Raw genomic sequence first — 23,507 nt, 5'->3', positions numbered from 1 at the left:
CCGGAGTTCTGAAATGCATGAAGTGTTCTTCCTCTCGTCCATGGACAGCGGGCGCTTCTCGTCCGTCTTCCGGTGCGAGGTCGATCGACCGGTTGAGCTTCCGAACGGTCGTCATGCGCTGATGGTCAGCTGCGATCCACCCGTCAACGGTCAGGAGATCGGTCACCCGCTCGGCATCAGTGAGTTGTTGCTGTGGAGTCGGTTCGAGGATGAGGACCTCTGGACAATCCCCGCCTTCCCGCACTTCGTGCAGATATGTCTGCCTGATGTCGATCTGTCTGCCGAAGCCATGCCCGCGAGCATCGCCTGGGGCGAGATCTACAAGACCGAGGCGGACGCTCGAGCACCCGAGCTGCCCGCTCGACCGGCTGAGCGAGCACGCCTGACTCCGGACCGCCCGAGGAAGAGCGCGCGATGAGCGAAGTGGTCGTCGAGGACGTCCCCCTGCTCCTCGTCGGAGAGACGGTCGACGCCATCTGGGTCGACTACTCGCTCCGACTCCTGCTCTCGAACGGCGCCACCGTCATCCTGGAGTGTCCGTTCTCCCTCGGTCGGTCCCCCGACGCCGCGACGATGATCGATCCGGAGGGCGACAAGTCGGGGCTGGTGCCGGCTCTCCGCCTGCACACGCTCGTGGTCACCGAGGCGCACGCCACGGGATCGACGTTGTCGATGACGTTCTCCGATGGCTCGCGTCTGAGCGCCGGACCGCACCCTGAGTTCGAGTCGTGGCACTACATCGGACCGGAGACGCCGCCGACCCGGATCATCATCATGCCGGGTGGGGGCCCTGCCATCTGGCTCCACCACCCAGAGACCGAAAGCGGCCTCCTGTCCTTCCGGACACGGCCGTCGGACGAACACCTGCTCCCCGCGTTCCACGACGTCTTCACATCGCTGACCGTCCCACCGCTCCGGTGGCTCGTCACCGATCTCGACATCGTCATGCGCTCGGGATCGACCGTGAACGTGCACGAGTGGGACCGTCGTCTCAGAGCAGCACCGCCACCTGGCCTGTGGTTCTCACACGACGAGATGCTGACGCTCGTCCGCGACAACGACCAGCTGATCGACGGCGAGTTCTTCGGCGTCCCGTTCGGCGCCGCGGCTGACCCCGCCCAGGCGGTCCTCCGCATCGACTTCTTCGACAGCGGCGAGGCCACCGTGGTCCTCGATCCCTCGGTCATCGGTGTCTCGGAAGCGTTCGAGCGGCTGTTCGGTCCGGCGGTCGAGGTACCCTCGATCGGCAGCCGGAACGCTGACGATGCGGCGTACCGCGTCCAGTCGCTCCTGCTCGCGTTCCTCAACACGCTCCCCGCGCCGGGAACGGCGGAGCTCCGACTGCAGGCCGAGGCGGTGCGGGCCGTCCACGAGACAGCTCCGCGGATCTGGGACGTCGTGCTCGAGGAGACACCCCGAACCGACTTCCCCGACGGTCCCCTCCCGGGATCACTGGCCTACCGCACCGACCAGGCACCGCTCGCGGGTGAGGTCCTCGTGTGGATACTCGACGGCCGGATCGATTCCGTCGAGCTCCCGTGGTTCACGACGGAGATGCCGACCGAACTCCCCCGGCCGGACCAGCTCATCCGCGCCGCGGACGAGCGCGACGGAGGTCACGGTGTTCGGTAGTCGGCACGGCCACGCCCGTCACGCGACGGCTGCTCCCCACATCCTCGTGGAGGCCTGACGTGACGACCCCGGGCACGAGCGTGCCACTGCTCCGCCTCACTCTCCCCAGATGCCTCGGCGTCCCCGACCGTGCCCACGAGGTCCTGGCCGCTGTCCCGGACGGCACCGATGTGCTCACGTACGACGCCCCCGCCGCTGCACTCGCTCGCGCGCTCCGCCGGAGCAGACGAGCGGGCGAGCCCGGCAACGATGCCCTCGTGGCGCCCCTCGACGCGCTCGGGGACGAACCGGTCCTCGTCCGGCAGGTCGACTTCGGCGACGAGCTCGTCACGATCCTGCTCCGGGCAACGGACGGAACGTTCCTGTCCGCCACGGTCACCGACCGATCCGCCGGGGTCGAGACCATCGGCGCCGACGAACTCGCGACGCTTCTCAGAGCCTCCGCAGCACCCGGCGCGGACCGTGCCCTCGAACTCGTCCGACTCCTCGCGCCCGACGACCGCGTCAGGCGCTTCGAGCAGGGCGCTCGATCGACCGCGCGGACGTTCGCGACCAAGTACGGTCTGGCCGCGGAGCGGGGCTCCACGGTCCTCGACCTCGAGTCCTTCGTCGCCGCGGTGTCCCGCTTCGGCGCTGACGACCTCCCCTTCTGTGCCCTCGACGTTCCCGGGGCGGTGGTGACCGTCGCGTTCACGCCGGACCGCACGGCGGTCCTCGCGACGACGATCGCACGACGACCCGCGGACGACCAGGGCGAAGACAGGAGCTGAGCCGGGACGGACGGGAGGCACGATGCCAGTCGGCACCGTGCCTCCCATCCGTCTCAGAACGCGTCTACCGGGCGCTGGTCGCGTCCGTCGGCTGTACCACCTCGGTCAGCCACGCAAGGATCCGCGCGTCGAACCAGTCGGCGTCGTGGTTCCAGAGCTTCGTGTGCCGCGCGGTGGTCTGCACCTCGAGCCGCACGATGTCGGGGCGGACCTGCGCGAGTTCGTGCGACGCCGACGACGGCACGAACCCGTCGTCGTCGCTGTGCAGGATCAGGATCGGCACCGACAGCTCGTCGGCCCGGGCGACCATGTCGAGCTCGCGTAGGTCCACCGGGTGGTGCAGCCCGGCCACGTGGTGCAGCACGGGCGTGCGGAGGATGCGCTGGGCGATCTTGCGCACCGGGCGCGGCAGCTTGAGGACCCGGCTCTGCGACTTGAGCACGGCGTGCCAGTCGACGACCGGCGACTCGAGCACGATCCCGTCGACGAGACCCGCGAAGCGCGACCGGACGAGCGTCTGCAGGACGACGGCGCCGCCCATCGACCACCCCATGAGCACGACGCTCCGCGCCTGCTGCGCGGCGAGCCAGCGGAGGACACCGTCGACGTCCTCCCACTCGGTGCTGCCGAGTCCGTAGCGACCGTCGTCGCTGCGCGGGGCGACGCCGTCGTTCCGCCACGACGCGAGCACGACCGAGTACCCGGCGGCACGGAAGACCGGGACGGCGCGGATCGTCTCGGCGCGGGTGACCCCACGGCCGTGCACGAGCACCGCCCAGGGCGCGTCCGGGTCGTCGGCGCGGACGACCCACGCCGGTGCGGGGCCGTTCGGGGTCGGGATGTCGACGTCCTCGACCGGGACGTCGAGCTCGCCCGGCGTCAGGTAGAACCAGCCGCCCCAGCGTCCGCGTCGAGCAGCGGTCGGGTCGCCGGCGTCGATCGCGATGATGCGCCGGGTGACGGTCGTGTCCGTCGTGCCGAGCACCTCGCCGATGCGCATGTGCCCGGTTCCGCCGCCGAACCAGAGGCTGTAGCGGCCCTGCAGCTCGGTGTCGGCGGTCCGCTCGATGGTGACCGTCATCCGCCCGGGGTCGACCGCGTGGATCGGGACCCGCTCGACGCGCTTCCGGTCGGGCGTGACGACCGCCCGCGCCACCGCGGCGACGAACCCGCCGAGCACAGCCGTCGCGACTGCGGCTGCGGCGACGCCGGCCCCGAGCGCGACGAGACCGGCCGATCGTGCGGTCTCCTGGACGACGTCCTCGGCGGGTCGCGCTGATCGGGACATGGTCCGGAGCCTAGTCTGCAAGCGTGTCCGAATCCCGAGAGCCCGAGGCCTTCGAACGCCTGCGCGCGTTCGTCGCATCGGGCCGGACCCGCACCGAGACCACGGTGACGGAGATCCCCTCACCGTCACGGATCGCGCCGCACTCGATCGCCCTCGCGGCGGACGTCTCGGGGGCCGTGCACGGCATCGACTCCGACCTCGGGACCGGCCGATTCATCGCGCTGTACGACCCCGACGAGCCCGAGGGCTGGGGCGGCGCGTTCCGCGTCGTGACGTTCGCCCAAGCACCGCTCGAACCGGAGATCGGCGTCGACGAGTTCGTCGCCGACGTGACCTGGAGCTGGCTGGTGGACGCGCTCGCGGCCCACGGGGCGACGTACGACCGGGCGTCGGGGACGGCGACCAAGATCATCTCGCGCGGCTACGGCGACCTCGCGGCCCAGGGCGACGGCGCACAGCTCGAGCTCCGGGCCTCGTGGACGCCCCGCGACGAGGACCTGACCGCGCACGTCGAGGCCTGGGAGGAGATCGTCGCGATGCTCGCGGGGCTCCCGCCGGCGTCGGACGGCGTGACCCTGCTGGCTCCGAGGAGGACCACGAAGTGACCGACCCCGCCAGCCAGGCCGACTCCGCGCGCTCGGCCGACTCCGCGCGCTCGGCCGACTCCGCGCGCTCGGCTGACCCCGCGCGCTCGGCCGATCCCGCGTTCGAGGACTCGCACGCCACCGTCCGCGTGATCGAGGACCGCGACGAGTACCTGCGGGCGGTCGCCGCGATCGCCGCCGGACACGGCCCGGTCGCGGTCGACGCCGAGCGGGCGAGCGGCTACCGGTACTCGCAGCGCGCCTACCTCATCCAGGTCTTCCGCCGGGGTGCCGGTGCGTTCCTGTTCGACCCGATCGCGATCGGCGACTTCGCCGAGCTGCAGCAGGCCATCGTCGACGAGGAGTGGCTGTTCCACGCCGCCTCGCAGGACCTGCCCTGCCTGCAGGAGGTCGGTCTCGTCCCGACCCGCATCTTCGACACCGAGCTGGGTGCCCGGATCGCCGGGTTCCCGCGCGTGGGTCTCGGCGCGGTCGTCGAGCAGCTCCTCGGCATCACCCTCGCCAAGGCGCACTCCGCCGCCGACTGGTCGACGCGTCCGCTCCCCCAGGCGTGGCTCGTCTACGCCGCACTCGACGTCGAGCTGCTCCCGGACCTGCGCGACGCCCTCGCCGCGGTGCTCGACGCCGCCGGGAAGTCCCGGATCGCCGCCGAGGAGTTCGCCGCCGTCCTGACCCGCGCCCCGAAGCCGCCGAAGGCCGAACCGTGGCGCCGCCTGTCTGGCATGCACGCGCTCCGCGGCGCCAGGGCCCTGGCGATCGCCCGGTCGCTGTGGACCGCCCGCGACGCGTACGCCCGCGAGGTCGACACCGCTCCGGGCCGGATCATCCCCGACTCCGCGATCGTGGCGGCCGCCGCGGCGAACCCGACCTCGAAGGCGGAGCTGAGCGCCGTGAAGGCCTTCACCGGTCGAGCGAGCCGGTCCGAACTCGACCGCTGGTGGGCGGCCGTCGAGGACGGACGCACCACCGAAGACCTCCCGAGGCTCCGCGGCACCGGTGAGGCCACACTCCCGCCGCCCCGCGCCTGGGCGGACCGGAACCCCGACGCGGACCTCCGCTACAAGGCCGCACGGGCCGCCGTCGTCGCGCGCGCCGAGGAGCTCGACATCCCCGTCGAGAACCTGCTCACCCCGGAGACCCTCCGGGTGGTGTCGTGGGACCCGCCGACGCCGATCGCGACCGAGACCGTCGGGGCCGCACTGGCCACGCACGACGCCCGGCCCTGGCAGGTCGAGGAGACGGCGTCGATCATCGCGCACGCCTTTGTCGACGCCGCACAGCAGCCTGCTGCCGAGAGCAACACCGGCTCGTAGGAACACCCCAACCGGCATGCGTCCGCCCAGCCGGCGGGCATAGCGTCGGTACCGTCGCCGGGCTCGGCCCGGCCGGTCGGGGCGGAACGTGCCCCGACTCGATCGAAGAGGATCTGGAGGCCCGGATTGGCCAAGGCATCAGACGTCGTGTTCGTGGACGGTGTACGCACACCGTTCGGACGAGCCGGTGAGAAGGGGGTGTTCTGGAAGACCCGTGCCGACGACCTCGCGGTCCACGCGATGCGCGGCCTGCTCGACCGGAACAGCCAGCTCGACGGCGCGGCGGTCGACGACGTCGCCGTGGCCGCCACGACCCAGCAGGGTGACCAGGGCCTGACCCTCGGTCGCACGGTCGGCATGCTCGCCGGGCTGCCGAAGTCCGTCCCGGGCTACGCGATCGACCGCATGTGCGCCGGTGCGATGACGAGCGTCACCACGCTCGCCGGTGCGATCGCGTTCGGCGCCGCCGACGTCGCGATCGCCGGCGGGGTCGAGCACATGGGTCGCCACCCGATGGGCTTCGGTGCCGACGTCAACCCGCGCTTCGTCGCGGAGCGCATGGTCGCGACCGACGCGCTCGTCATGGGCAGCACCGCCGAACGCCTGCACGACCGCTTCCCCGCCATCACGAAGGACCGCACGGACGCCTTCGCCGTCCAGTCGCAGCAGCGCTACGCCGCTGCGTGGGCAGCCGGCAAGCTGCAGCCGGACGTGATCCCGGTCGAGGTGAACACCGGCCAGGGCTGGGACATCGTCACGACCGACGAGCCGCCGCGTCCGGGCACCACCCTGGAGGCCCTGGCTGCGTTGCGCACGCCGTTCCGGCCCCACGGACGGGTCACCGCCGGCAACGCGGCCGGTCTCAACGACGGTGCCACGATGAGCCTCCTCGCCTCCGAGGACGGCGCGAAGCAGCACGGCCTGCAGACCAAGATGCGCATGGTCTCGTTCGCCTTCGCCGGCGTCGAGCCCGAGGTGATGGGCGTCGGCCCGGTGCCCGCGACGGACAAGGCGCTCCGCAAGGCGGGCCTCACCATCGACGACATCGGCCTCTTCGAGATCAACGAGGCGTTCGCCGTCCAGGTGCTCGCGTTCCTCGACAACTACGGCATCGCGCAGGACTCCCCGGACGTCAACGCCTGGGGCGGCGCGATCGCCGTCGGGCACCCGCTGGCGTCGAGCGGTGTCCGCCTGATGAACCAGCTCGCGGCCCAGTTCGCCGAGCGACCGGACGTCCGGTACGGCATCACGACGATGTGCATCGGCCTCGGCCAGGGCGGCACCGTCATCTGGGAGAACCCGAACTTCAGCAAGAGCGCGGCACGGAAGGCGGCCTGACGATGACCACCACCCCGATCGACCAGCTGACCGAGCTCAGCGCCGACGAGGTCGTCACCCACTCGTACGTCAAGCACGTGCCGCTGCCGTCCGGTGGCACGCTCGCCCTCGTCACGCTCGACAACGGCAAGGACTACAAGCGACCCTCGACCCTCGGCCCGCGGACCATGCGCGAGCTGTCGGACGTGCTCGACACCCTGCGCGCAGCGGCGTCCGCCGGGAGCATCCAGGCGGTCGCGATCACCGGCAAGGAGTACTGCTTCGCCGCCGGCGCGGACCTGTCCCAGGCGGCTGCACTCCCCTCGCGCGAGGTCGCCCACGAGCTCGGTGCGCTCGGCCATGCCACGCTCCGCAAGCTCGCCGACCTCGGCGTGCCGTCGTTCGCGTTCGTGAACGGCATCGCGCTCGGTGGTGGGCTCGAGATCGCCCTGCACTGCACCTACCGGGTGTTCTCGTCAGCGGCACAGGGCATCGGCCTGCCCGAGGTCTTCCTCGGCATCATCCCCGGCTGGGGTGGCGCCACGCTGCTCCCTCGTCTGATCGGGCCCGAGAAGGCCCTCCGCGTCATCGTGGAGAACCCGCTCAAGAACAATCGGCTGATGGACGGCTCGGCCGCCGTCGAGCTCGGCATCGGCGACGCACTCATCCCGTCGGTGACGTTCCTGCCGTCCGCGGTCGCCTGGGCCGACGGCGTCGTGGCCGGCCGCACGAAGGTGGTCCGCAAGAACGAGCCGGGCATGCTCGAGAAGGCCGCCTGGGGCACCGTCGTCAAGGTGGCGCGACAGCAGGTCGCCTCGAAGATCGGCACCGTCCCGAAGTCGCCGTTCCGAGCGCTCGACCTGGTCGCCGCCGCGAAGTCGGGGTCGCTCGAGGAGCGTTTCGCCGGCGAGGACGACGCCCTGGCCGACCTGCTCGCCGGTGACCAGTTCGCCGCGTCGATGTACGCGTTCGACCTCGTGCAGAAGCGCGCGAAGAAGCCCGTCGGCGCTCCCGAGGGCGTCGAGGCGAAGAAGATCACGAAGGTCGGCGTCCTCGGTGCCGGGCTCATGGCGTCCCAGTTCGCGCTGCTGTTCGCCCGACGGCTCGGGGTCCCGGTCGTCATCACCGACGTCGACCAGTCGCGGGTCGACGCCGGCGTCGAGCGCATCCGGTCCTCGGTCGACGAGCTGCTCGCCAAGAAGCGGGTCTCCCCGGACGACGCGAACCGCATCAAGGCACTCGTGAGCGGTTCGGTGTCGTACGACGCGTTCGCGGACGCCGACTGGGTCATCGAGGCCGTCTTCGAGGAGATGAGCGTCAAGCAGGACGTGTTCCGGAAGATCGAGCAGGTCATCGCGCCCGACGCGATCCTGGCGACGAACACCTCGTCGCTGTCGGTCGACGAGATGGCGTCGGTGCTCGAGCACCCGGAGCGCCTCGTCGGCTTCCACTTCTTCAACCCGGTCGCCGTGATGCCCCTGCTCGAGGTGGTCCGCGCTGCGAAGACCTCGGACGAGGCCCTCGCCACGGCCCTCGCCGTCGCGAAGACCCTGAAGAAGACCGCGATCATCACGGCCGACCAGCCGGGCTTCGTCGTCAACCGGGTGCTCGCCCGGGTGCTCGGCGAGGCGATGCGCGGCGTCGAGGAGGGCACTCCCTTCGAGACCGTCGCCGAGGGTGCGGCACCGCTCGGTCTGCCGATGTCACCGTTCGAGCTGCTCGAGCTCGTCGGCCTGCCCGTCGGCGCACACGTGCTCGACTCCCACCACGCCGCGTGGCCCGAGCGCTTCTACCCCGGTGACGGGCTCAAGCGGATCGCGGAGCACGGGACGATCCTGACCCGCGACAAGAAGGGCAACGCGACCGGGTACGACCCCGCCGCCGTGAAGCTCGTCGCGCCGTCCAAGAAGGACGCGCAGCCGGTCGATGCGGCCACGATGCAGCAGCGGTTCGAGGACGCCCTGGCCGACGAGGTGCACCGCATGCTCGAGGACCGCGTGGTCGAGCACGTCGAGGAGATCGACCTCGGGCTGATCCTCGGCGCGGGCTACCCGTTCCAGGCCGGCGGCATCAGCCCGTACCTCGACCGCTCCGGCGCCTCGGAGCGCGTCTTCGGCGGCACGTTCCACGACCCGAAGGTCGTCGGCCCCGCCTCGCGCTGACCGCCGCTCGGCGATCGAACCACGAAGCCGACATCGAACCAGGCACTCGTCCTGGTTCGATGTCGGCTTCGTGGTTCGACGCCCGCGCCGACGCCGACGCTCGCCGAACCGCGCACCATCGTGGTCCTACCGGTAGACCTCACGACGGTGGGCAGCCCGGACGACCGTGACGAGCAGTGCTTGGTCCTCGATCTCGTAGATCACCCGGTAGTCGCCGGCGCGCACCCGCCACGCGATCTCGGCACCGGCGAGCTTGCGGGCACCAGGCGGACGTGGTTCGTCGGCCAGGGCGGCAACGGCGTCGAGCAAGCGCGTCCGGACGTTCTTCGGGAGCTTCCGGATCGCTCTCGCTGCAGAAGAGGTGAACTCGACGCGGTACCTGCTCACGCCTCCCCGCGGAGCTCATCCAGCGAGACCCGCTCGCCGTCGTCCGAGGCCTTCGCTGCGCGGTACGCACGCATGTCTGCTGCGTCCTCGAGTTGCTCGAGGAGCTCCAGGTCGTCGATGCCGATGACCACCCCGGCGACCTTGCCGTTGCGCGTGACGGCGATCCGCTCGTGCCCGAAGGTCGCGCGCCCCATCACAGCGGCGAGGTCGGCGCGGAACTCCCGCGTTGACAACGATTCCGAGATGCTGTTCATGTGTACACAGTAACAACTGCGGACATCCGTGGCCAGCCTCAGCGGTCCGCCGACTCCCGCGTCCGCGCCGGCTTCGCCTGGGGCAGCTTCGTGCCGACCACCTGGTCGATGACGTCACGCGCGATCGCCTTCGCGGTGAGCCCGACGTCCGCCAGGATCTGCGACCGAGAAGCGTGGTCGATGAACTCGTCGGGCAGCCCGAGCTCGTTCACCCCGGTGTCGACCCCGGCGGCGCGCAGGTCCTGCCGCAGCCGCGTCCCGACACCGCCCACGCGCACGCCGTCCTCGATCGTGATGACGAGGCGGTGGTCGCGCGACAGCTCGATGAGCGACGCCGGGATCGGCACGACCCAGCGCGGATCCACCACGGTCGCGCCGATGCCCTGTGCCTCGAGCAGCGTCGCGGCCTCGAGTGCGACGGGCACCATCGACCCGACCGCGACGAGCAGCACGTCCGGCTCCTGGTCCGACGACGGGGAACGCAGCACGTCCACCCCGTCCGGCAGCCGGCGCTCGGCGGGGATGTCCGGTCCGACCGACCCCTTCGACCAGCGCAGCACCGTCGGGGCGTCGTCGACGGCCACGGCCTCGCGGAACTCCTCGCGCAGCGTCGCGGCGTCACGCGGTGCGGCGATCCGGATCCCCGGGACGACCTGCAGCAGCGCGAGGTCCCACATCCCGTGGTGCGAGGGTCCGTCCGGTCCGGTGATCCCGGCGCGGTCGAGCACGAAGGTCACGCCCGCCCGGTGCAGGGCGACGTCCATCAGGACCTGGTCGAACGCCCGGTTGAGGAAGGTCGCGTACAGCGCCACGACGGGGTGCAGGCCGCCGTACGCCAGGCCCGCGGCGGTCGTCACGGCGTGCTGCTCCGCGATGCCGACGTCGATCACCCGCTCGGGGTCCTGCTCCTGGAACAGGTGCAGCCCGGTGGGGCGGAGCATGGCGGCGGTGATCGCCACGATGCGCTCGTCCTCGGCGCCGACCGACGCCAGCGTCGACGCGAACACGGACGTCCACGACGGTCCGGCGGACACGTCGAGCGACTCCCCCGTCTCGGGATCGATGTGCCCGACGGCGTGGAACTGGTCCGCCTGGTCGCGGAGCGCCGGCTCGAAGCCGTGGCCCTTCTCGGTGATCGCGTGCACGATCGTGGGCGCGCCGTAGGCCTTGGCCTGTCGGAGCGCTGCCTCCATCGCCCGCTGGTCGTGCCCGTTCACCGGGCCGATGTACTTGATGTCGAGGTTCGAGTACAGCGCCTCGTTGTTCGTGAACCGCGACAGGAAGCCGTGCAGGCCGCCGCGCACACCGCGGTAGAACGCCCGCCCGGGTGCGCCGAACCGGGAGGCGACGGCTTGCGACTTCTCGAACAGTGCCCGGTACTCACGGCGCGTGCGGACCGAGCTGAGGAACCGTGCCATGCCGCCGATGGTCGGCGCGTACGACCGCCCGTTGTCGTTGACGACGATGACGAGCCGCCGGTCGTTGGTGTCCGAGATGTTGTTGAGCGCCTCCCACGTCATCCCGCCCGTCAGAGCCCCGTCGCCGACGACGGCGACGACGGTCCGGTCGTCCTGCCCGGTCTGCCGGAAGGCACGGGAGATCCCGTCCGCCCAGGACAGCGACGAGGACGCGTGCGAGGACTCGACGATGTCGTGCTCCGACTCGCTCCGCTGCGGGTAGCCGGCCAGGCCGCCGCGCTCGCGCAGCCGCGAGAAGTCCTGCCGCCCGGTGACGAGCTTGTGCACGTACGACTGGTGCCCGGTGTCGAACACGAAGGGGTCGTGCGGCGAGTCGAACACGCGGTGCATCGCGAGCGTCAGCTCGACGACACCGAGGTTCGGTCCGAGGTGCCCGCCGGTCTTGGCGACCTCGGCGACCAGGAACCGACGGATCTCGGCGGCGAGCTCCGTCATCTGCGCGTCCGACAGACGCCTGAGGTCGCGCGGCGACGTGATGCTGCTCAGCAGGCTCACGGGCGCTCCTTTCGTGGGGCAGGTCCCCACACTATCCGCGCGACCGGGACACGGACGGGAGGCTCGTGGCGGGCCCGCCACGAGCCTCCAGTCCGCCCCGCCACCCTCCGCAGAACGCAACGAAGGCGGTTCCGCGCAGCGCTGTGACGCTGCGCGGAACCGCCTGGGTTGCGTTTCGCGGGAGGGCTCAGACGAGCGAACGGAGCACGTACTGCAGGATGCCGCCGTTGCGGTAGTAGTCGGCCTCTCCGGGGGTGTCGATGCGGACGACCGCGTCGAACTCGATGGTCTGCTTGCCGGCCGGCGAGTGCTCGCTCGGCTCCGCCGTGACGTGCACGGTCTTCGGCGTGCGCCCCTCGTTCAGCTCGGTCAGCCCGGAGATCGACACGACCTCGGTGCCGTCGAGACCGAGCGACTCGACCGTCTCGCCCGCCGGGAACTGCAGCGGGACGACACCCATGCCGATGAGGTTCGAGCGGTGGATGCGCTCGAAGCTCTCGGTGATGACCGCCTTGACGCCGAGCAGGTTCGTGCCCTTCGCCGCCCAGTCGCGCGACGAGCCGGAGCCGTACTCCTTGCCACCGAAGATGACGAGCGGGATGCCCTGCTCCTGGTAGTGCTGCGACGCGTCGTAGATGAACGACTGCTCGCCGTCGGGCGTGGTGAAGTCGCGGGTGTAGCCGCCCTCCACGCCGTCCAGCAGCTGGTTCCGCAGGCGGATGTTCGCGAACGTGCCGCGGATCATGACCTCGTGGTTGCCGCGACGCGAGCCGTAGGAGTTGAAGTCCTTGCGGTCGACGCCGTGCTCGTCGAGGTAGCGCCCGGCGGGACTGTCGGCCTTGATCGAACCGGCCGGCGAGATGTGGTCGGTCGTGACGGAGTCACCGAGCTTCGCGAGCACGCGGGCGCCGGAGATGTCCGAGACCGCGTCGGGCTGCATCGTCATGCCCTCGAAGTACGGGGGCTTCCGGACGTAGGTCGACTCCTGGTCCCACTCGAACGTGTCGCCCGTCGGGGTCGGCAGGTTCTTCCAGCGGTCGTCGCCCTCGAACACGGACCCGTACTCGTGGGTGAACATCTCGGTGTCGATCGACGAGTCGATGACGTCCTGCACCTCGGCCGCGTCGGGCCAGATGTCCTGCAGGTAGACGTCCTTGCCGTCCTGGTCGGTGCCGAGTGCGTCCTTGTCGAAGTCGAAGTGCATCGACCCGGCCAGGGCGTAGGCGATGACCAGCGGCGGGGACGCCAGGTAGTTCATCTTCACGTCGGGGTTGATGCGGCCCTCGAAGTTGCGGTTGCCGGAGAGCACCGCGGTGACGGCGAGGTCGTTGTCCTGCACGGCCTGCGAGATCTCCTCGGGCAGCGGGCCCGAGTTGCCGATGCAGGTGGTGCAGCCGTAGCCCACCGTGTAGAAGCCGAGGTCCTCGAGGTAGCTGGTGAGCCCGGCCTTCTCGTAGTAGTCGGTGACGACCTTGGAGCCCGGCGCGAGGGTGGTCTTCACCCACGGCTTGGCCTTGAGGCCCTTCTTCGCGGCGTTGCGCGCCAGGATGCCGGCCGCCATCATCACGGACGGGTTCGACGTGTTGGTGCACGAGGTGATCGCGGCGATCGCGACGGCGCCGTGGTCGATGGTGAAGGTGTCGCCGTCGGCGACGGACACCGACGTCGGCTTCGAGACCGTGCCGGGTGCGCTCGAGGCGTGCACCGGGACCTCGGAGGCCGGGGCGTCCTGCAGGTCGTCGACGGCGTGCTCGTCACCCGGGGCAGCGGCGACCGGGTCGGACGCCGGGAAGGTGTCCGCGACGGCCTTGTCCTCTTCGGTGTGGTCGATGCTCGCGTAGTTGGCGAGGTCGACCTCGAACTGGTCCTTGGCCTTCGACAGCTCGATGCGGTCCTGGGGACGCTTCGGGCCGGAGATCGACGGGACGACCGTCGACAGGTCGAGCTCCATGTACTCGGAGTACGCGGGCTCCACCGACGGGTCGTGCCACAGGCCCTGGGCCTTCGAGTAGGCCTCGACCAGGGCGATCTGGTCCTCGGACCGGCCGGTCAGGCGCAGGTAGTCGAGCGTGACGGCGTCGACCGGGAAGATCGCCGCGGTCGAACCGAACTCCGGCGACATGTTGCCGATGGTGGCGCGGTTCGCGAGCGGGACCTCGGAGACGCCCTCGCCGTAGAACTCGACGAACTTGCCGACGACGCCGTGCTTGCGGAGCTCCTGCGTGATGGTGAGCACCACGTCGGTTGCGGTCACGCCGGCCGGGATCGAGCCGGAGAGCTTGAAGCCGACGACCTTCGGGATGAGCATCGACACCGGCTGGCCGAGCATCGCTGCCTCGGCCTCGATGCCGCCGACGCCCCAGCCGAGCACGCCGAGGCCGTTCACCATCGTGGTGTGCGAGTCGGTGCCGACGAGGGTGTCCGGGTACGCGTAGAGCTCGCCGTCGAACTCGCGCGTGTACGTGACCTTCGCCAGGTACTCGATGTTGACCTGGTGCACGATGCCGGTCCCCGGCGGGACGACCTTGAAGTCCTCGAACGCGGTCTGGCCCCAGCGGAGGAACTGGTAGCGCTCCCCGTTGCGCTCGTACTCCAGGTCCGTGTTGCGCTGGAGGGCGTCCTCGCGGCCGAACAGGTCGGCCACGACGGAGTGGTCGATGACCATCTCGGCCGGCGAGAGCGGGTTGATCTTGTTCGGGTCGCCGCCGATCTGCGCCATCGCCTCGCGCATGGTGGCGAGGTCGACGATGCACGGGACGCCCGTGAAGTCCTGCATGACCACGCGGGCCGGCGAGAACTGGATCTCGGTGTCCGGCTCGGCCTCGGGCTTCCACGAGCCGAGCGCGCGGATCTGCTCCTCGGTGACGTTCGCACCGTCCTCGGTGCGGAGCAGGTTCTCGAGCAGCACCTTCAGGCTGTACGGGAGCTTCTCGTGCCCCGGCACCGTGTCGATCCGGTGGAACGCGTAGTCGACACCCCCAACCGAGAGCGTGTCCTTCGAGCCGAAGCTGTTGACTGCAGCCACTGTGCCGCCTCCCTACTGATCGGTGTGCCCTCATCATCGCGGGCGTCGGAACGTCCCACCAGCAAGGCAAACCTAATCCCGACGGTGCGGGCGCGCCCCCGGGAAACTGTCTCGATGTCGAGACAACTCTACACCGCGGCCGTGTCCTCCCGGCGCACGAACACCGTGCGGACGAGCAGCCACGTGACCCAGAGCACGGCGGCGTAGAGCGGGACGCCGAGCACGAGCTTCACCGCGGCGAGGAGCTCGACCTGCGCGGTCAGGTAGAGCGGCACCTCGACGGCGAGCCGGACCGCGAAGAGCCCGACCCAGATCCACGTGGCCACGGTGAGCACGCGGCGCTTGGCGGGGTCGGCGCGCCAGTCGACGTGCGACCCGTCATCGTTCGGCGGCAGCAGGAAGCCGACCACGATGCCGATGAGCGGCCACCGGACCGCCAGGGTGACGAGGAGCCCGACGAGCCACACCGCGTTGATGACGATGCCCGGGATGAAGTTCGTCTCGGCACGGCCGGTGAACAGCGCCAGGGCCGCGGACACCACCACGCCGGCGATGCCCGCGAAGGACATCGTGAGCGACTGCCGCTGCGCCAGGCGGACGACCACGAAGACGAGCCCGACGAGCACCGGGATCACGACGCTCGGGACGAGCTCCTTCGTGACGGCGTAGACGACGAGGAACGCGAACCCGGGCAGCACCGACTCGGCGAGCCCGCGCACGCCACCGACCGCGCCGAGCAGGGCGCGGCCGGAGGGTGCCTCACCGGGCGCGACCCGGGCGATGCCGGCGTTCTGCACCGCGGCGCGGAACTGCGCCGAGAACGACGGCGCAGCGTCGTCCGGCGTGCCGGCGCTCTCAGCCGGGACGGCGTGCTCGCCGCGCGTGTCCGCGGGACGGGGGGTCTCGTCGTGGTCCGGCACCGTGCCTCCAGGCCGTGTCGTCGGTGTCTCGCGTCGCGAGCGGTCGTCGGGAGCCGGTCGTCAGACCGCGGTCTGCGTCGACTTCGGCATGTGCAGCGGGATCAGGTCGCGCGGCGGCATCGGCGTGGTGCCGCGCACCACGACGACGGAGCGGAACAGCTCCTCGATCTCGGCGGCGTCGTCCGGGCTCTCGGCGGCCTTGCCGGCGATCACGCCGCGCAGGAACCAGCGGGGACCGTCGACACCGACGAAGCGTGCGGCGCGGGCGCCGTCGGTCGCACCGGAGCCGTCGACGACGACCGGCACGAGGGCACGGAGCTCGGGGCCGAACGGGCCGTCGACCTCCTCCACGCGGCCGCCCTGGCGCTCGATCTGGTCGGCGATCTGCGCGCGGATCTCGTGCCAGAGCCCCGTCGAGCGGGGCGCGGCGAAGGGCTGCACCTGGAGCGTGGACTCGTCGTAGTCGAGCCCGACGGCGACGACGCGCTGCGAGCCCTCCTCGACCTCGAGGCGGAGGTGCAGGCCCTCGCGCGGGAGCACCTTCACACCACCCAGGTCGACGTAGGGGCGGACCAGGTTCGCCTCGGTCTCGTCGTGCGGACCGTTCTCGGCGCGGTCCTCCGGAGCCGACTTGTCGGTCGGGGCGACCGCGTCCACCTCGTCGAGGTCGGCGTCGGCGTCGGTCGCGATGTCGACCTCCGGCGTCGTCCCCGCGACCACCGCGTCCTCGGCGACGGCGTCTGCCACCTCGATCTCGTCCCGCTTGCGTCGACCGAACTTCATGCGCCCGTTCCTTCCTGCGTGTGCGCGGCGCCGGACAGGGCACCGCTGCGCTGGTCACCGTAGCCCGACGAGCCGAAGCCGCCCTCACCGCGGACGCTCTCGGGCAGCTCGTCGACCCGCGTGAACGTGACCCGCGGCACCGGCATGACGATCACCTGCGCGATGCGGTCACCGACGTGCACCTCGTACGGCTCGGCCGCGTCGGTGTTGAGCAGCGCGACCTTGACCTCGCCGCGGTAGCCGGAGTCGACCGTCCCGGGGGCGTTCACGATCGTGATGCCGTGCTTCGCCGCGAGCCCGCTCCGGGGCACGACGAAGGCGACGAACCCGTCCGGGAGCGCGACGCGGAGCCCGGTGCCGACGAGGCGGCGCTCCCCCGGCTGCAGCACGAAGGCCTCGGTCGAGACGAGGTCGGCTCCGGCGTCTCCGGGGTGGGCGTGGACGGGGGCGTTCTCCCCGGTCCAGAGCACGTCGACTGGTTCGGTCACGAGACGAGGGTAGTGCACGAGCCCGGTCGTTCCGTGACCGTTCCGTGACCTGCCCCGAGTCGTGGTGGGATGGAGGGGTGACCGTGTACCGCGAACGACTCTGGGCCCCGCCCGCCCTCTACCTGGCGACGGCGCTCGTCATCCCCGCGAGCCTGCTCGTGTTCCTGCCGATCAGCGTCCTGGCCGGCGTCCTGGTGGCGATCGGCATGTACCTCGGAATCGTCGTGCTGCTCTGGGCGCTCGCACCGACGATCGAGGTCACCGACACCGAGTTCCGCGCCGGCCGCGCGCACCTGCCGCGGACGCTCGTGGGCGAGGTCGCCGCGTACGAGGGCCCCGCGGCCACGACGCAGCGCGGTCCGGCGCTCGACGCCCGGGCGTGGACGCTCTTCCGCGGGTACGTGCGCGGTGTGGTGCGGGTCGAGGTCGCGGACCCGGCAGATCCGACGCCGTACTGGCTCGTCAGTGCGCGCGACCCCCAGGCGGTCGTCGACGCCCTGCGTTCCTGAGGCGGGGCCCGGTCGGGCGTGCGGCGCTCCGGCCGGCCGGGAGGCGCGACTCCCTCCCGCCCCGCCCGTTCCTTCCCACAACGGGTGCAGTACCAGGCGGTCTCGGGCGTACCTGGTCGTTCCGGAACGCCAGGTACGACCGCTTCCGCCAGGCACGCCCGCTTCCGCCAGGTACGCCCGCTTCCGCGCCCGGCGCACTCCCCGCACACGCGGAACGGCCCGCCACCCACGAGGGGTGACGGGCCGTCCGACGAGCAGCGTGCCTAGAGCGCCGCGCACTCCGCGCACACGGGGCCGAGCTTCGACTCGTGGTCGAGCTGCGAGCGGTGCTTCACGAGGAAGCACTCGACGCAGGTGAACTCGTCGACCTGCGGCGGCAGCACGACGACGTCGAGGTCGACGTCGCTGAGGTCCTGACCGGCGAGCTCGAAGCTGCCGGGGTTGTCGGAATCATCGTCGACGACCCCCGACATCTTGTCGGGCACGCGCTCCTTGAGGGCCTCGATCGACTCCGAGTCAGAGGAGTCGTCGGTCTTCCTGGGGGCGTCGTAATCGGTGGCCATGCCCATCCGTTTCTCGTGTCGAGAGGTCGTCGCCGGTGATCGGCGGCGACAGTTTGCACCACGACCCGCGAGAGCGCAAACCGAACGCCGCGCGGGATCGTCAGGCCGTGCAACCCGGTGCCGGACCCGGACATTCCCGAGGTGTGGGAGTGCGCGGCACGCCCGTGCGCCTCCGCGGGATCGGACGCGCGCGGCTGCATACTCCTGCAAGGTACGAGCACGACCGTACGCAACGCTCGGGAGGCGCAACCATGCAAGACGTGAGAGTCATCGGAGTCGAGTCCGGGGCACTCCTGCTCGCGACCGACGGCGGCACCGAGTTCCGGTTGCCGGTCACCGCGGCGCTGTCGAGCCAGGTCCGTCAGGCGAACCCCGACGCCGGTCCGCAGAAGCGCGTGTCGCCGAAGGACGTGCAGGCGCGCATCCGCGGCGGTGCCGACGCTGCCGACGTGGCCGCTGCGCTCGACGTCGACGTCGAGTACGTCCGCCGCTTCGAGGGCCCCGTGCTGGCCGAGCGTGCCTTCGTCCTCGACTCCGCCCGCCGCGTACCGGTGACGCCGACCGACGCCGAGGCCCCCGACACGTTCGGCGAGGCCATCGAGGCGAAGCTCGAGTCCGGCGACGCGACCGGCGTCGAGTGGGCCTCGTGGAAGAACGCCGAGCAGGGCTGGCAGGTGCGCGTCCGCTACACCGCGTCCGAGGTCGAGCACGACGCACAGTGGCTGTTCGACCCGAAGACCTCCACCCTCACCCCGGACAACGGCGACGCGCACCGCCTGTCGCACACCGACGACGAGGGCATCGCCCCGCGCCTCCGCGCGGTGGAGAACGACCACCACGACGCCGACGGCACCCGCTTCGACTCCGGCGCCTTCCGCGTCGAGCAGACCGAGGACGCACCGGCACCCGAGGCGCAGGAGCGCCCGCTCCGCGCACCACTCCCCCGCATCGGCGCTGCGCCGGTCGAGGAGCGGTCGCCCGGCAACGAGACCGCCGACCTGCTCGAGGCACTCCGCCGTCGTCGCGGTGAGCGCGAGGCTGCGTCGTTCACCGAGCAGCAGGACGAGCCGCGCGGCACCTCGATCAGCGTCGTGGACGTGCCGCTGCAGGGCTGGGACTCGCCGGCTTCTGCCCCCGAGCGCGACGACCGTCCGGCATCGGCTCCCGAGACCGACAGCCGCTCCGAGCGCAAGAAGCGCAACCGTCGGTCGATGCCGAGCTGGGACGAGATCGTCTTCGGCACCCGCCCGGAGGACCCCGCCTGATCCCCTGGTCCCCGTCCGGCCCCTCCGGACTGGAGGCACGGTGCAGCCCCGCAACGCCCGTCGCGTCGCGGGGCTGCGGTCGTCCGTGCCCGGGTCCGGTCGGGCGCTCCGGCGCCGCCGACGCGTCGGGTGCGGTCAGCTCGCGAACGCTCCCGCCAGGCGCAGCGGCACGAAGAGCTCGTCGTCCGTCATCGCGCCGTGCTGGCCGATCATCCGCTTCGGCTCCTTCCGGGGATCGGCCTCGCGGTCGTCGTTGAACGCCCACGAACCCCGCGCCACGACGACCACGTCGCCGATGCGCGGGAGCACCCGGTCGTCGACCGCGCCGAACCACCCGGCGGCCACGGCCTCGTCGCGGCTGGCGACGTACGCCTTCTTGCCGTAGCGGGTGCGCCAGGCCTCGACCAGCGCCGGCACGTCGGTGCCCGGGCGGACGGCCAGCTGACGGCAGCGGGGGTCCCCGGCGATGCCCACGACGTCGACCAGGAGTGCCGGGTCGATCGCGATGTTCGCCTCGGCCGGAACGTCGAGCACGCCGTGGTCGGCCGTCACCACGATTCCCACGTCGGGAGCACAGCGGGCCGCGAGCCGGGCGAGCTCGCCGTCGAGCGACTCGAGCGCCGCGGTCCAGCGGTCCGACTCCCACCCGCGCTTGTGCCCGATCGAGTCGAGTTCCGGCACGTAGAGGTAGACGAGCGAGCGCCCGGACGCGGTCGCGGCCAGCGCGGCGTCGACCCGCTGCGCGATGCTGTCCGCGGCGGCGTACCGCGCTCCGCCGAGCACGTTCGCGGTCATCCCCGAGGACTCGTAGCGGGCCGGGCCCACGACCACGGGGTCGATGCCGAGCGCGGTGGCCTCGGTGAAGACGGTCTCGCTGAGCAGCCAGCCGGCGGGGACCTCGGCGTCCCACCCGGACAGCAGGTTGACGACCCGCTCGCCGTCGGGGTCCCAGCCGCTGTAGCCGACCACGCCGTGCGTGCCCGGTGGCCGGCCGGTCGTCAGGGTACTCAGCGCCGCTGCGGTCGTCGTCGGGAACCCGCTGCGCAGTCGCTTGAGGGTGCCGCCGCCGGTGGCGGCGGTGAGCCAGCGCGCGTGTCCGGCGCGTGTCGACAGCGCGGAGGACCCCAGGCCGTCGACCAGGACGACGACGACCGAGCGGGCGGGACGGAGGGTGATCCGCGCCTCCCGGCCGGTGGTGCGCAACCACGTGTCGTCGGCGGCGCCGAGCGCGACGAGGCAACTCGGGAGCACGTCGGCGAGGTTCGCGGTGGTGTCTGGGGCGCTCGGTACGCTGGGGGGCACCCCACGATCCTCCCAGAAAGGTCCCATGGCACGCACGGAAGCAGTCGGCCTGCCCGACGGTGAGCGCATCGAGGACGTCGACGTCTCCGAGGAGATGCAGGGCTCGTTCCTCGAGTACGCCTACTCCGTCATCTACTCGCGGGCCCTGCCGGACGCGCGCGACGGCCTCAAGCCGGTGCAGCGTCGCATCCTGTACCAGATGGCCGAGATGGGACTGCGGCCGGACCGAGGCCACGTGAAGAGCGCCCGCGTCACCGGCGAGGTCATGGGCAAGCTGCACCCGCACGGCGACGGCGCCATCTACGACGCGCTCGTGCGGATGGCGCAGCCGTTCACCATGCGCGTGCCGCTGGTCGACGGCCACGGGAACTTCGGCTCGCTCGACGACGGCCCCGCGGCCGCGCGGTACACCGAGGCCCGCCTTGCCGAGCCGTCGATGGCGATGACCGAGGGCCTAAACGAGGACGTCGTCGACTTCGTCCCGAACTACGACAACCAGATCATGCAGCCGGGCGTGCTGCCGGCGGCGTTCCCGAACCTGCTCGTGAACGGCGCGTCGGGCATCGCGGTCGGCATGGCGACGAACATGGCGCCGCACAACCTGGGCGAGGTCGTCGAGGCCGCCAAGCACCTGCTCCTGAACCCGACGGCGACGCTCGAGGAACTCATGGAGTTCGTGCCGGGCCCGGACCTGCCGTCGGGCGGCACGATCGTCGGGCTCTCCGGGGTGCGCGACGCCTACGCCACCGGACGCGGCTCGTTCCGCACCCGGGCGAAGGTGAGCGTCGAGAACCTCACGCCGCGCAAGGTCGGCCTCGTCGTCACCGAGCTGCCCTACCTGGTCGGCCCCGAGCGCGTGATCGAGAAGATCAAGGACGGGGTGCAGGCGAAGAAGCTCGTCGGCATCTCCGACGTCAACGACCTGACCGACCGGAACCACGGGCTGCGGCTCGTCATCGGTATCAAGTCCGGCTTCAACCCGACGGCCGTGCTCGAGCAGCTCTACAAGCACACCCCGCTCGAGGACGGCTTCGGCATCAACAACGTCGCGCTCGTCAACGGGTCACCGCGGACCCTCGGACTGCGCGAGCTGCTCGACGTGTACGTGCAGCACCGCATCGACGTGGTGACCCGGCGCTCCGAGTACCGCCTGGCGCGTCGGCGCGAGCGACTGCACCTGGTCGAGGGCCTGCTCGTCGCGATCCTCGACATCGACGAGGTCATCGAGGTCATCCGCTCGTCGGACGACTCCGAGGCCGCGCGATCGCGCCTGCAGACCGTGTTCGACCTGTCCGAGGTGCAGGCCGAGTACATCCTCGAGCTGCGACTGCGGCGTCTGACGAAGTTCTCCCGCCTCGAGCTCGAGGGCGAGCGCGACCAGCTGCTCGCCGACATCGCCGCGCTCGAGGAACTGCTGGCGTCGGACGCCCGACTCCGAGCCCAGGTGGCGCAGGAGCTCACCGAGGTGTCCGACCGCTTCGCCACGCCGCGACGCACCCTGCTCACCGAGGCCGATGCCCCGGTGCGCGGCGGCCGCAAGGCTGCGGTCGACCCGGAGTCGCTGCAGATCGCCGACGCCCCCTGCCGCGTGCTGCTCTCCACCACCGGGCGACTCGTGCGGGTGGACGTCCCGGACACCGACCTGGGGATCGTGCGCGTGCCGAAGCGGTCGAAGCACGATGCGGTCCGCTCGACCGTCCTCTCGACCGTCCGCGGGCAGGTCGGAGCACTGACGTCGACCGGGCGGGTGCTGCGGTTCTCCCCCGTCGACGTCCCCGCGGTGCCGCCGGCGTCCGTCCGGCTCGACGCCGGTGTCCGGGTGTCCGACTACCTCGGGATCGCCCGGACCGAGACCGTCGTCGCGCTCGTCGACCTGTCGGCCGGTGCGACGGACTCGCTCGCGATCGGGACCGCCCAGGGCGTCGTGAAGCGCGTCGCGACGGGTGCCTGGCCGGACAAGGACGAGTTCGTCGCGATCGGGCTCAAGCCGAAGGACACGGTCGTCGGGGCCGCGCAGGCACCGGAGTCGGACGACCTCGTGTTCATCACGTCGAACGCACAGCTGCTGCGGTTCCCGGCGTCGGGTGTCCGGCCGCAGGGACTGCCCGCGGGCGGCGTCGCGGGTGTCTCCCTGGCCTCCGGCGCGTCGGTGATCTGGTTCGGGTCCGTCGCCCGCTCCGACGACGCGGTGGTGGCCACGGTGTCGACGGCCTCGGGTGCGCTGCCCGGCACGGACCCCGGGCGGGCGAAGGTCTCGGCGTTCTCGGAGTTCCCCGCGAAGGGTCGTGCGACCCAGGGCGTCCGGGCGCACGCGTTCCTGAAGGGCGAGGACGGCCTGACCGTGGCGTGGGCCGGCATCGCACCGCCGCACGCCGTCGGGTCGGACGGCGCTGCTCGGACCCTGCCCGACTGGCTGTCGAAGCGCGACGGGTCCGGCGCTCCGCTCGAGGCCGTGATCGGCTCGATCGGTGGCAGCGCCGCGGCACTGGACGGTACCGCGGGCGAGGCGTAGGCCGGCGCAGGCCGCGCGCGCCGCGCGCCGCGCGTGCGTGCGCCGCGGCGGGCTGCGCCGCGCCCGTGCGCTGCGGCGGGCCGCGTCGCGCGTCCGTTCCGCCAAAGCGACAGTGTGCCGCGGAGAGGTCGCGGCACACTGTCGCTCTCATGGAGCTGAACGCGCTCCACGCGCACGCCGGGGCCACTGGCCACGGGCCACGGGCCACGGGCCTCGCTCCGGCGCAGGTGCGCACGTTCCGATCGCACGACTCGCCGTCCGGCGCTGCTGCCGACGGCGTGTCGTGCGACCGCGACGGCAGCCTGCGGCACGTCGTGCGACGGGATGGTCGGAGCGACGGACGGGAGGCGCGTCGACGGCCGGCACCGCGCCTCCCGTCCGCCGCCGGGTCGCGCGGGGTCGCAACGGAGCCCGGCCTCGCCGAGCCGGCGCAGAGGCA

The 23,507-nt window shown here is 71.6% G+C and carries 20 protein-coding genes; 10 read left to right on the top strand and 10 right to left on the bottom strand.

Going from position 1 to position 23,507, the window contains the following annotated elements; all coding sequences use genetic code 11:
- The first annotated feature begins 13 nt into the window (after nt 1-13).
- The 3 genes from LCG91_RS07315 to LCG91_RS07305 are packed head-to-tail and all read left to right on the top strand — an operon-like array spanning nt 14 to nt 2,402.
- Nucleotides 14-418 carry a hypothetical protein gene (locus LCG91_RS07315; protein WP_224442971.1) on the top strand — a complete coding sequence of 135 codons (405 nt, stop codon included), beginning with the start codon at nt 14-16 and terminating at the stop codon, nt 416-418.
- Complete coding sequence (locus LCG91_RS07310; protein WP_224442970.1) at nt 415-1,632, top strand: DUF6188 family protein; 1,218 nt, start codon at nt 415-417, stop codon at nt 1,630-1,632. Before LCG91_RS07315 ends, LCG91_RS07310 begins: the two co-directional genes overlap by 4 nt.
- Nucleotides 1,633-1,691: 59 nt before the next feature.
- Nucleotides 1,692-2,402, top strand: a complete 711-nt coding sequence (locus LCG91_RS07305) for a hypothetical protein (protein WP_224442969.1) — start codon at nt 1,692-1,694, stop codon at nt 2,400-2,402.
- Between the two features lie 64 nt (nt 2,403-2,466).
- On the opposite strand, the gene LCG91_RS07300 is transcribed toward LCG91_RS07305, so the two are convergent.
- On the bottom strand, nt 2,467-3,690 hold the full coding sequence (locus LCG91_RS07300) for an alpha/beta fold hydrolase (RefSeq protein ID WP_224442968.1): 1,224 nt from the start codon (nt 3,688-3,690) through the stop codon (nt 2,467-2,469).
- Nucleotides 3,691-3,713: 23 nt separating this feature from the next.
- On the opposite strand from LCG91_RS07300, the gene LCG91_RS07295 reads away from it, so the two are divergent.
- From LCG91_RS07295 to LCG91_RS07280, 4 genes are all read left to right on the top strand, one after another.
- On the top strand, nt 3,714-4,295 hold the full coding sequence (locus LCG91_RS07295; protein ID WP_137767179.1) for a DUF3000 domain-containing protein: 582 nt from the start codon (nt 3,714-3,716) through the stop codon (nt 4,293-4,295).
- A 128-nt stretch (nt 4,296-4,423) separates the two neighbouring features.
- On the top strand, nt 4,424-5,608 hold the full coding sequence (locus LCG91_RS07290; RefSeq protein WP_224443111.1) for an HRDC domain-containing protein: 1,185 nt from the start codon (nt 4,424-4,426) through the stop codon (nt 5,606-5,608).
- Nucleotides 5,609-5,734: 126 nt separating this feature from the next.
- Complete coding sequence (locus LCG91_RS07285; protein ID WP_224442967.1) at nt 5,735-6,946, top strand: thiolase family protein; 1,212 nt, start codon at nt 5,735-5,737, stop codon at nt 6,944-6,946.
- A gap of 2 nt (nt 6,947-6,948) precedes the next feature.
- Entirely contained in the window at nt 6,949-9,087 is a 2,139-nt protein-coding gene (locus tag LCG91_RS07280) for a 3-hydroxyacyl-CoA dehydrogenase NAD-binding domain-containing protein (protein WP_224442966.1), read from the top strand.
- 126 nt (nt 9,088-9,213) lie between these two features.
- On the opposite strand, the gene LCG91_RS07275 is transcribed toward LCG91_RS07280, so the two are convergent.
- The 7 genes from LCG91_RS07275 to dut all read right to left on the bottom strand — a co-directional run bounded on the left by LCG91_RS07275 (nt 9,214) and on the right by dut (nt 16,917).
- Nucleotides 9,214-9,474, bottom strand: coding sequence for a type II toxin-antitoxin system RelE family toxin (locus tag LCG91_RS07275; RefSeq protein ID WP_224442965.1), 261 nt, complete (start codon nt 9,472-9,474; stop codon nt 9,214-9,216).
- Nucleotides 9,471-9,728 carry a type II toxin-antitoxin system Phd/YefM family antitoxin gene (locus LCG91_RS07270; RefSeq protein ID WP_137767175.1) on the bottom strand — a complete coding sequence of 86 codons (258 nt, stop codon included), beginning with the start codon at nt 9,726-9,728 and terminating at the stop codon, nt 9,471-9,473. Before LCG91_RS07270 ends, LCG91_RS07275 begins: the two co-directional genes overlap by 4 nt.
- A gap of 38 nt (nt 9,729-9,766) precedes the next feature.
- Nucleotides 9,767-11,701, bottom strand: coding sequence for a 1-deoxy-D-xylulose-5-phosphate synthase (dxs, locus tag LCG91_RS07265; protein WP_224442964.1), 1,935 nt, complete (start codon nt 11,699-11,701; stop codon nt 9,767-9,769).
- A 187-nt stretch (nt 11,702-11,888) separates the two neighbouring features.
- Entirely contained in the window at nt 11,889-14,726 is a 2,838-nt protein-coding gene (locus tag LCG91_RS07260; protein ID WP_224442963.1) for an aconitate hydratase, read from the bottom strand.
- 128 nt (nt 14,727-14,854) lie between these two features.
- A complete protein-coding gene (locus LCG91_RS07255) occupies nt 14,855-15,646 on the bottom strand; it encodes a DUF3159 domain-containing protein (RefSeq protein ID WP_224442962.1) in 792 nt (263 codons plus the stop codon).
- A 60-nt stretch (nt 15,647-15,706) separates the two neighbouring features.
- The gene (locus LCG91_RS07250; protein ID WP_224442961.1) at nt 15,707-16,429 is read right to left on the bottom strand and encodes a DUF3710 domain-containing protein; all 723 of its coding nucleotides are present in this window, start codon (nt 16,427-16,429) and stop codon (nt 15,707-15,709) included.
- On the bottom strand, nt 16,426-16,917 hold the full coding sequence (gene dut, locus LCG91_RS07245) for a dUTP diphosphatase (RefSeq protein WP_224442960.1): 492 nt from the start codon (nt 16,915-16,917) through the stop codon (nt 16,426-16,428). Before dut ends, LCG91_RS07250 begins: the two co-directional genes overlap by 4 nt.
- 77 nt (nt 16,918-16,994) lie before the next feature.
- Here dut and LCG91_RS07240 point away from each other — a divergent pair, with 77 nt between their 5' ends.
- Entirely contained in the window at nt 16,995-17,426 is a 432-nt protein-coding gene (locus LCG91_RS07240; RefSeq protein WP_058727783.1) for a DUF3093 domain-containing protein, read from the top strand.
- 263 nt (nt 17,427-17,689) lie between these two features.
- Here LCG91_RS07240 and LCG91_RS07235 read toward each other — a convergent pair whose 3' ends face one another.
- Nucleotides 17,690-17,989, bottom strand: coding sequence for a DUF4193 domain-containing protein (locus LCG91_RS07235; RefSeq protein WP_031272446.1), 300 nt, complete (start codon nt 17,987-17,989; stop codon nt 17,690-17,692).
- A 260-nt stretch (nt 17,990-18,249) separates the two neighbouring features.
- Between LCG91_RS07235 and sepH the strand changes: the two genes are divergently transcribed.
- On the top strand, nt 18,250-19,254 hold the full coding sequence (gene sepH / locus LCG91_RS07230) for a septation protein SepH (RefSeq protein WP_263480181.1): 1,005 nt from the start codon (nt 18,250-18,252) through the stop codon (nt 19,252-19,254).
- Between the two features lie 135 nt (nt 19,255-19,389).
- Here sepH and LCG91_RS07225 read toward each other — a convergent pair whose 3' ends face one another.
- Nucleotides 19,390-20,556 (bottom strand): alkaline phosphatase family protein, encoded by a 1,167-nt coding sequence (locus LCG91_RS07225; RefSeq protein WP_224442958.1) that lies wholly within the window; start codon nt 20,554-20,556, stop codon nt 19,390-19,392.
- Nucleotides 20,557-20,581: 25 nt separating this feature from the next.
- Here LCG91_RS07225 and LCG91_RS07220 point away from each other — a divergent pair, with 25 nt between their 5' ends.
- On the top strand, nt 20,582-23,068 hold the full coding sequence (locus tag LCG91_RS07220; protein ID WP_224442957.1) for a DNA topoisomerase (ATP-hydrolyzing) subunit A: 2,487 nt from the start codon (nt 20,582-20,584) through the stop codon (nt 23,066-23,068).
- Nucleotides 23,069-23,507: the final 439 nt, after the last annotated feature.

Origin of the sequence: Curtobacterium sp. TXMA1, from assembly GCF_020162095.1 — a bacterium.
Classification (GTDB): Bacteria; Actinomycetota; Actinomycetes; order Actinomycetales; family Microbacteriaceae; genus Curtobacterium.
This window is presented reverse-complemented; position numbering and strand designations above follow the sequence as displayed.

What these genes read in the sequence shown, in the direction of transcription:
- LCG91_RS07270 (WP_137767175.1), bottom strand. Translation starts at nt 9,728, where the DNA reads ATGAACAGCATCTCGGAATCGTTGTCAACGCGGGAGTTCCGCGCCGAC.
- LCG91_RS07280 (WP_224442966.1), top strand. Translation starts at nt 6,949, where the DNA reads ATGACCACCACCCCGATCGACCAGCTGACCGAGCTCAGCGCCGACGAG.
- LCG91_RS07315 (WP_224442971.1), top strand. Translation starts at nt 14, where the DNA reads ATGCATGAAGTGTTCTTCCTCTCGTCCATGGACAGCGGGCGCTTCTCG.
- LCG91_RS07250 (WP_224442961.1), bottom strand. Translation starts at nt 16,429, where the DNA reads ATGAAGTTCGGTCGACGCAAGCGGGACGAGATCGAGGTGGCAGACGCC.
- LCG91_RS07220 (WP_224442957.1), top strand. Translation starts at nt 20,582, where the DNA reads ATGGCACGCACGGAAGCAGTCGGCCTGCCCGACGGTGAGCGCATCGAG.
- LCG91_RS07300 (WP_224442968.1), bottom strand. Translation starts at nt 3,690, where the DNA reads ATGTCCCGATCAGCGCGACCCGCCGAGGACGTCGTCCAGGAGACCGCA.
- LCG91_RS07310 (WP_224442970.1), top strand. Translation starts at nt 415, where the DNA reads ATGAGCGAAGTGGTCGTCGAGGACGTCCCCCTGCTCCTCGTCGGAGAG.
- LCG91_RS07235 (WP_031272446.1), bottom strand. Translation starts at nt 17,989, where the DNA reads ATGGCCACCGATTACGACGCCCCCAGGAAGACCGACGACTCCTCTGAC.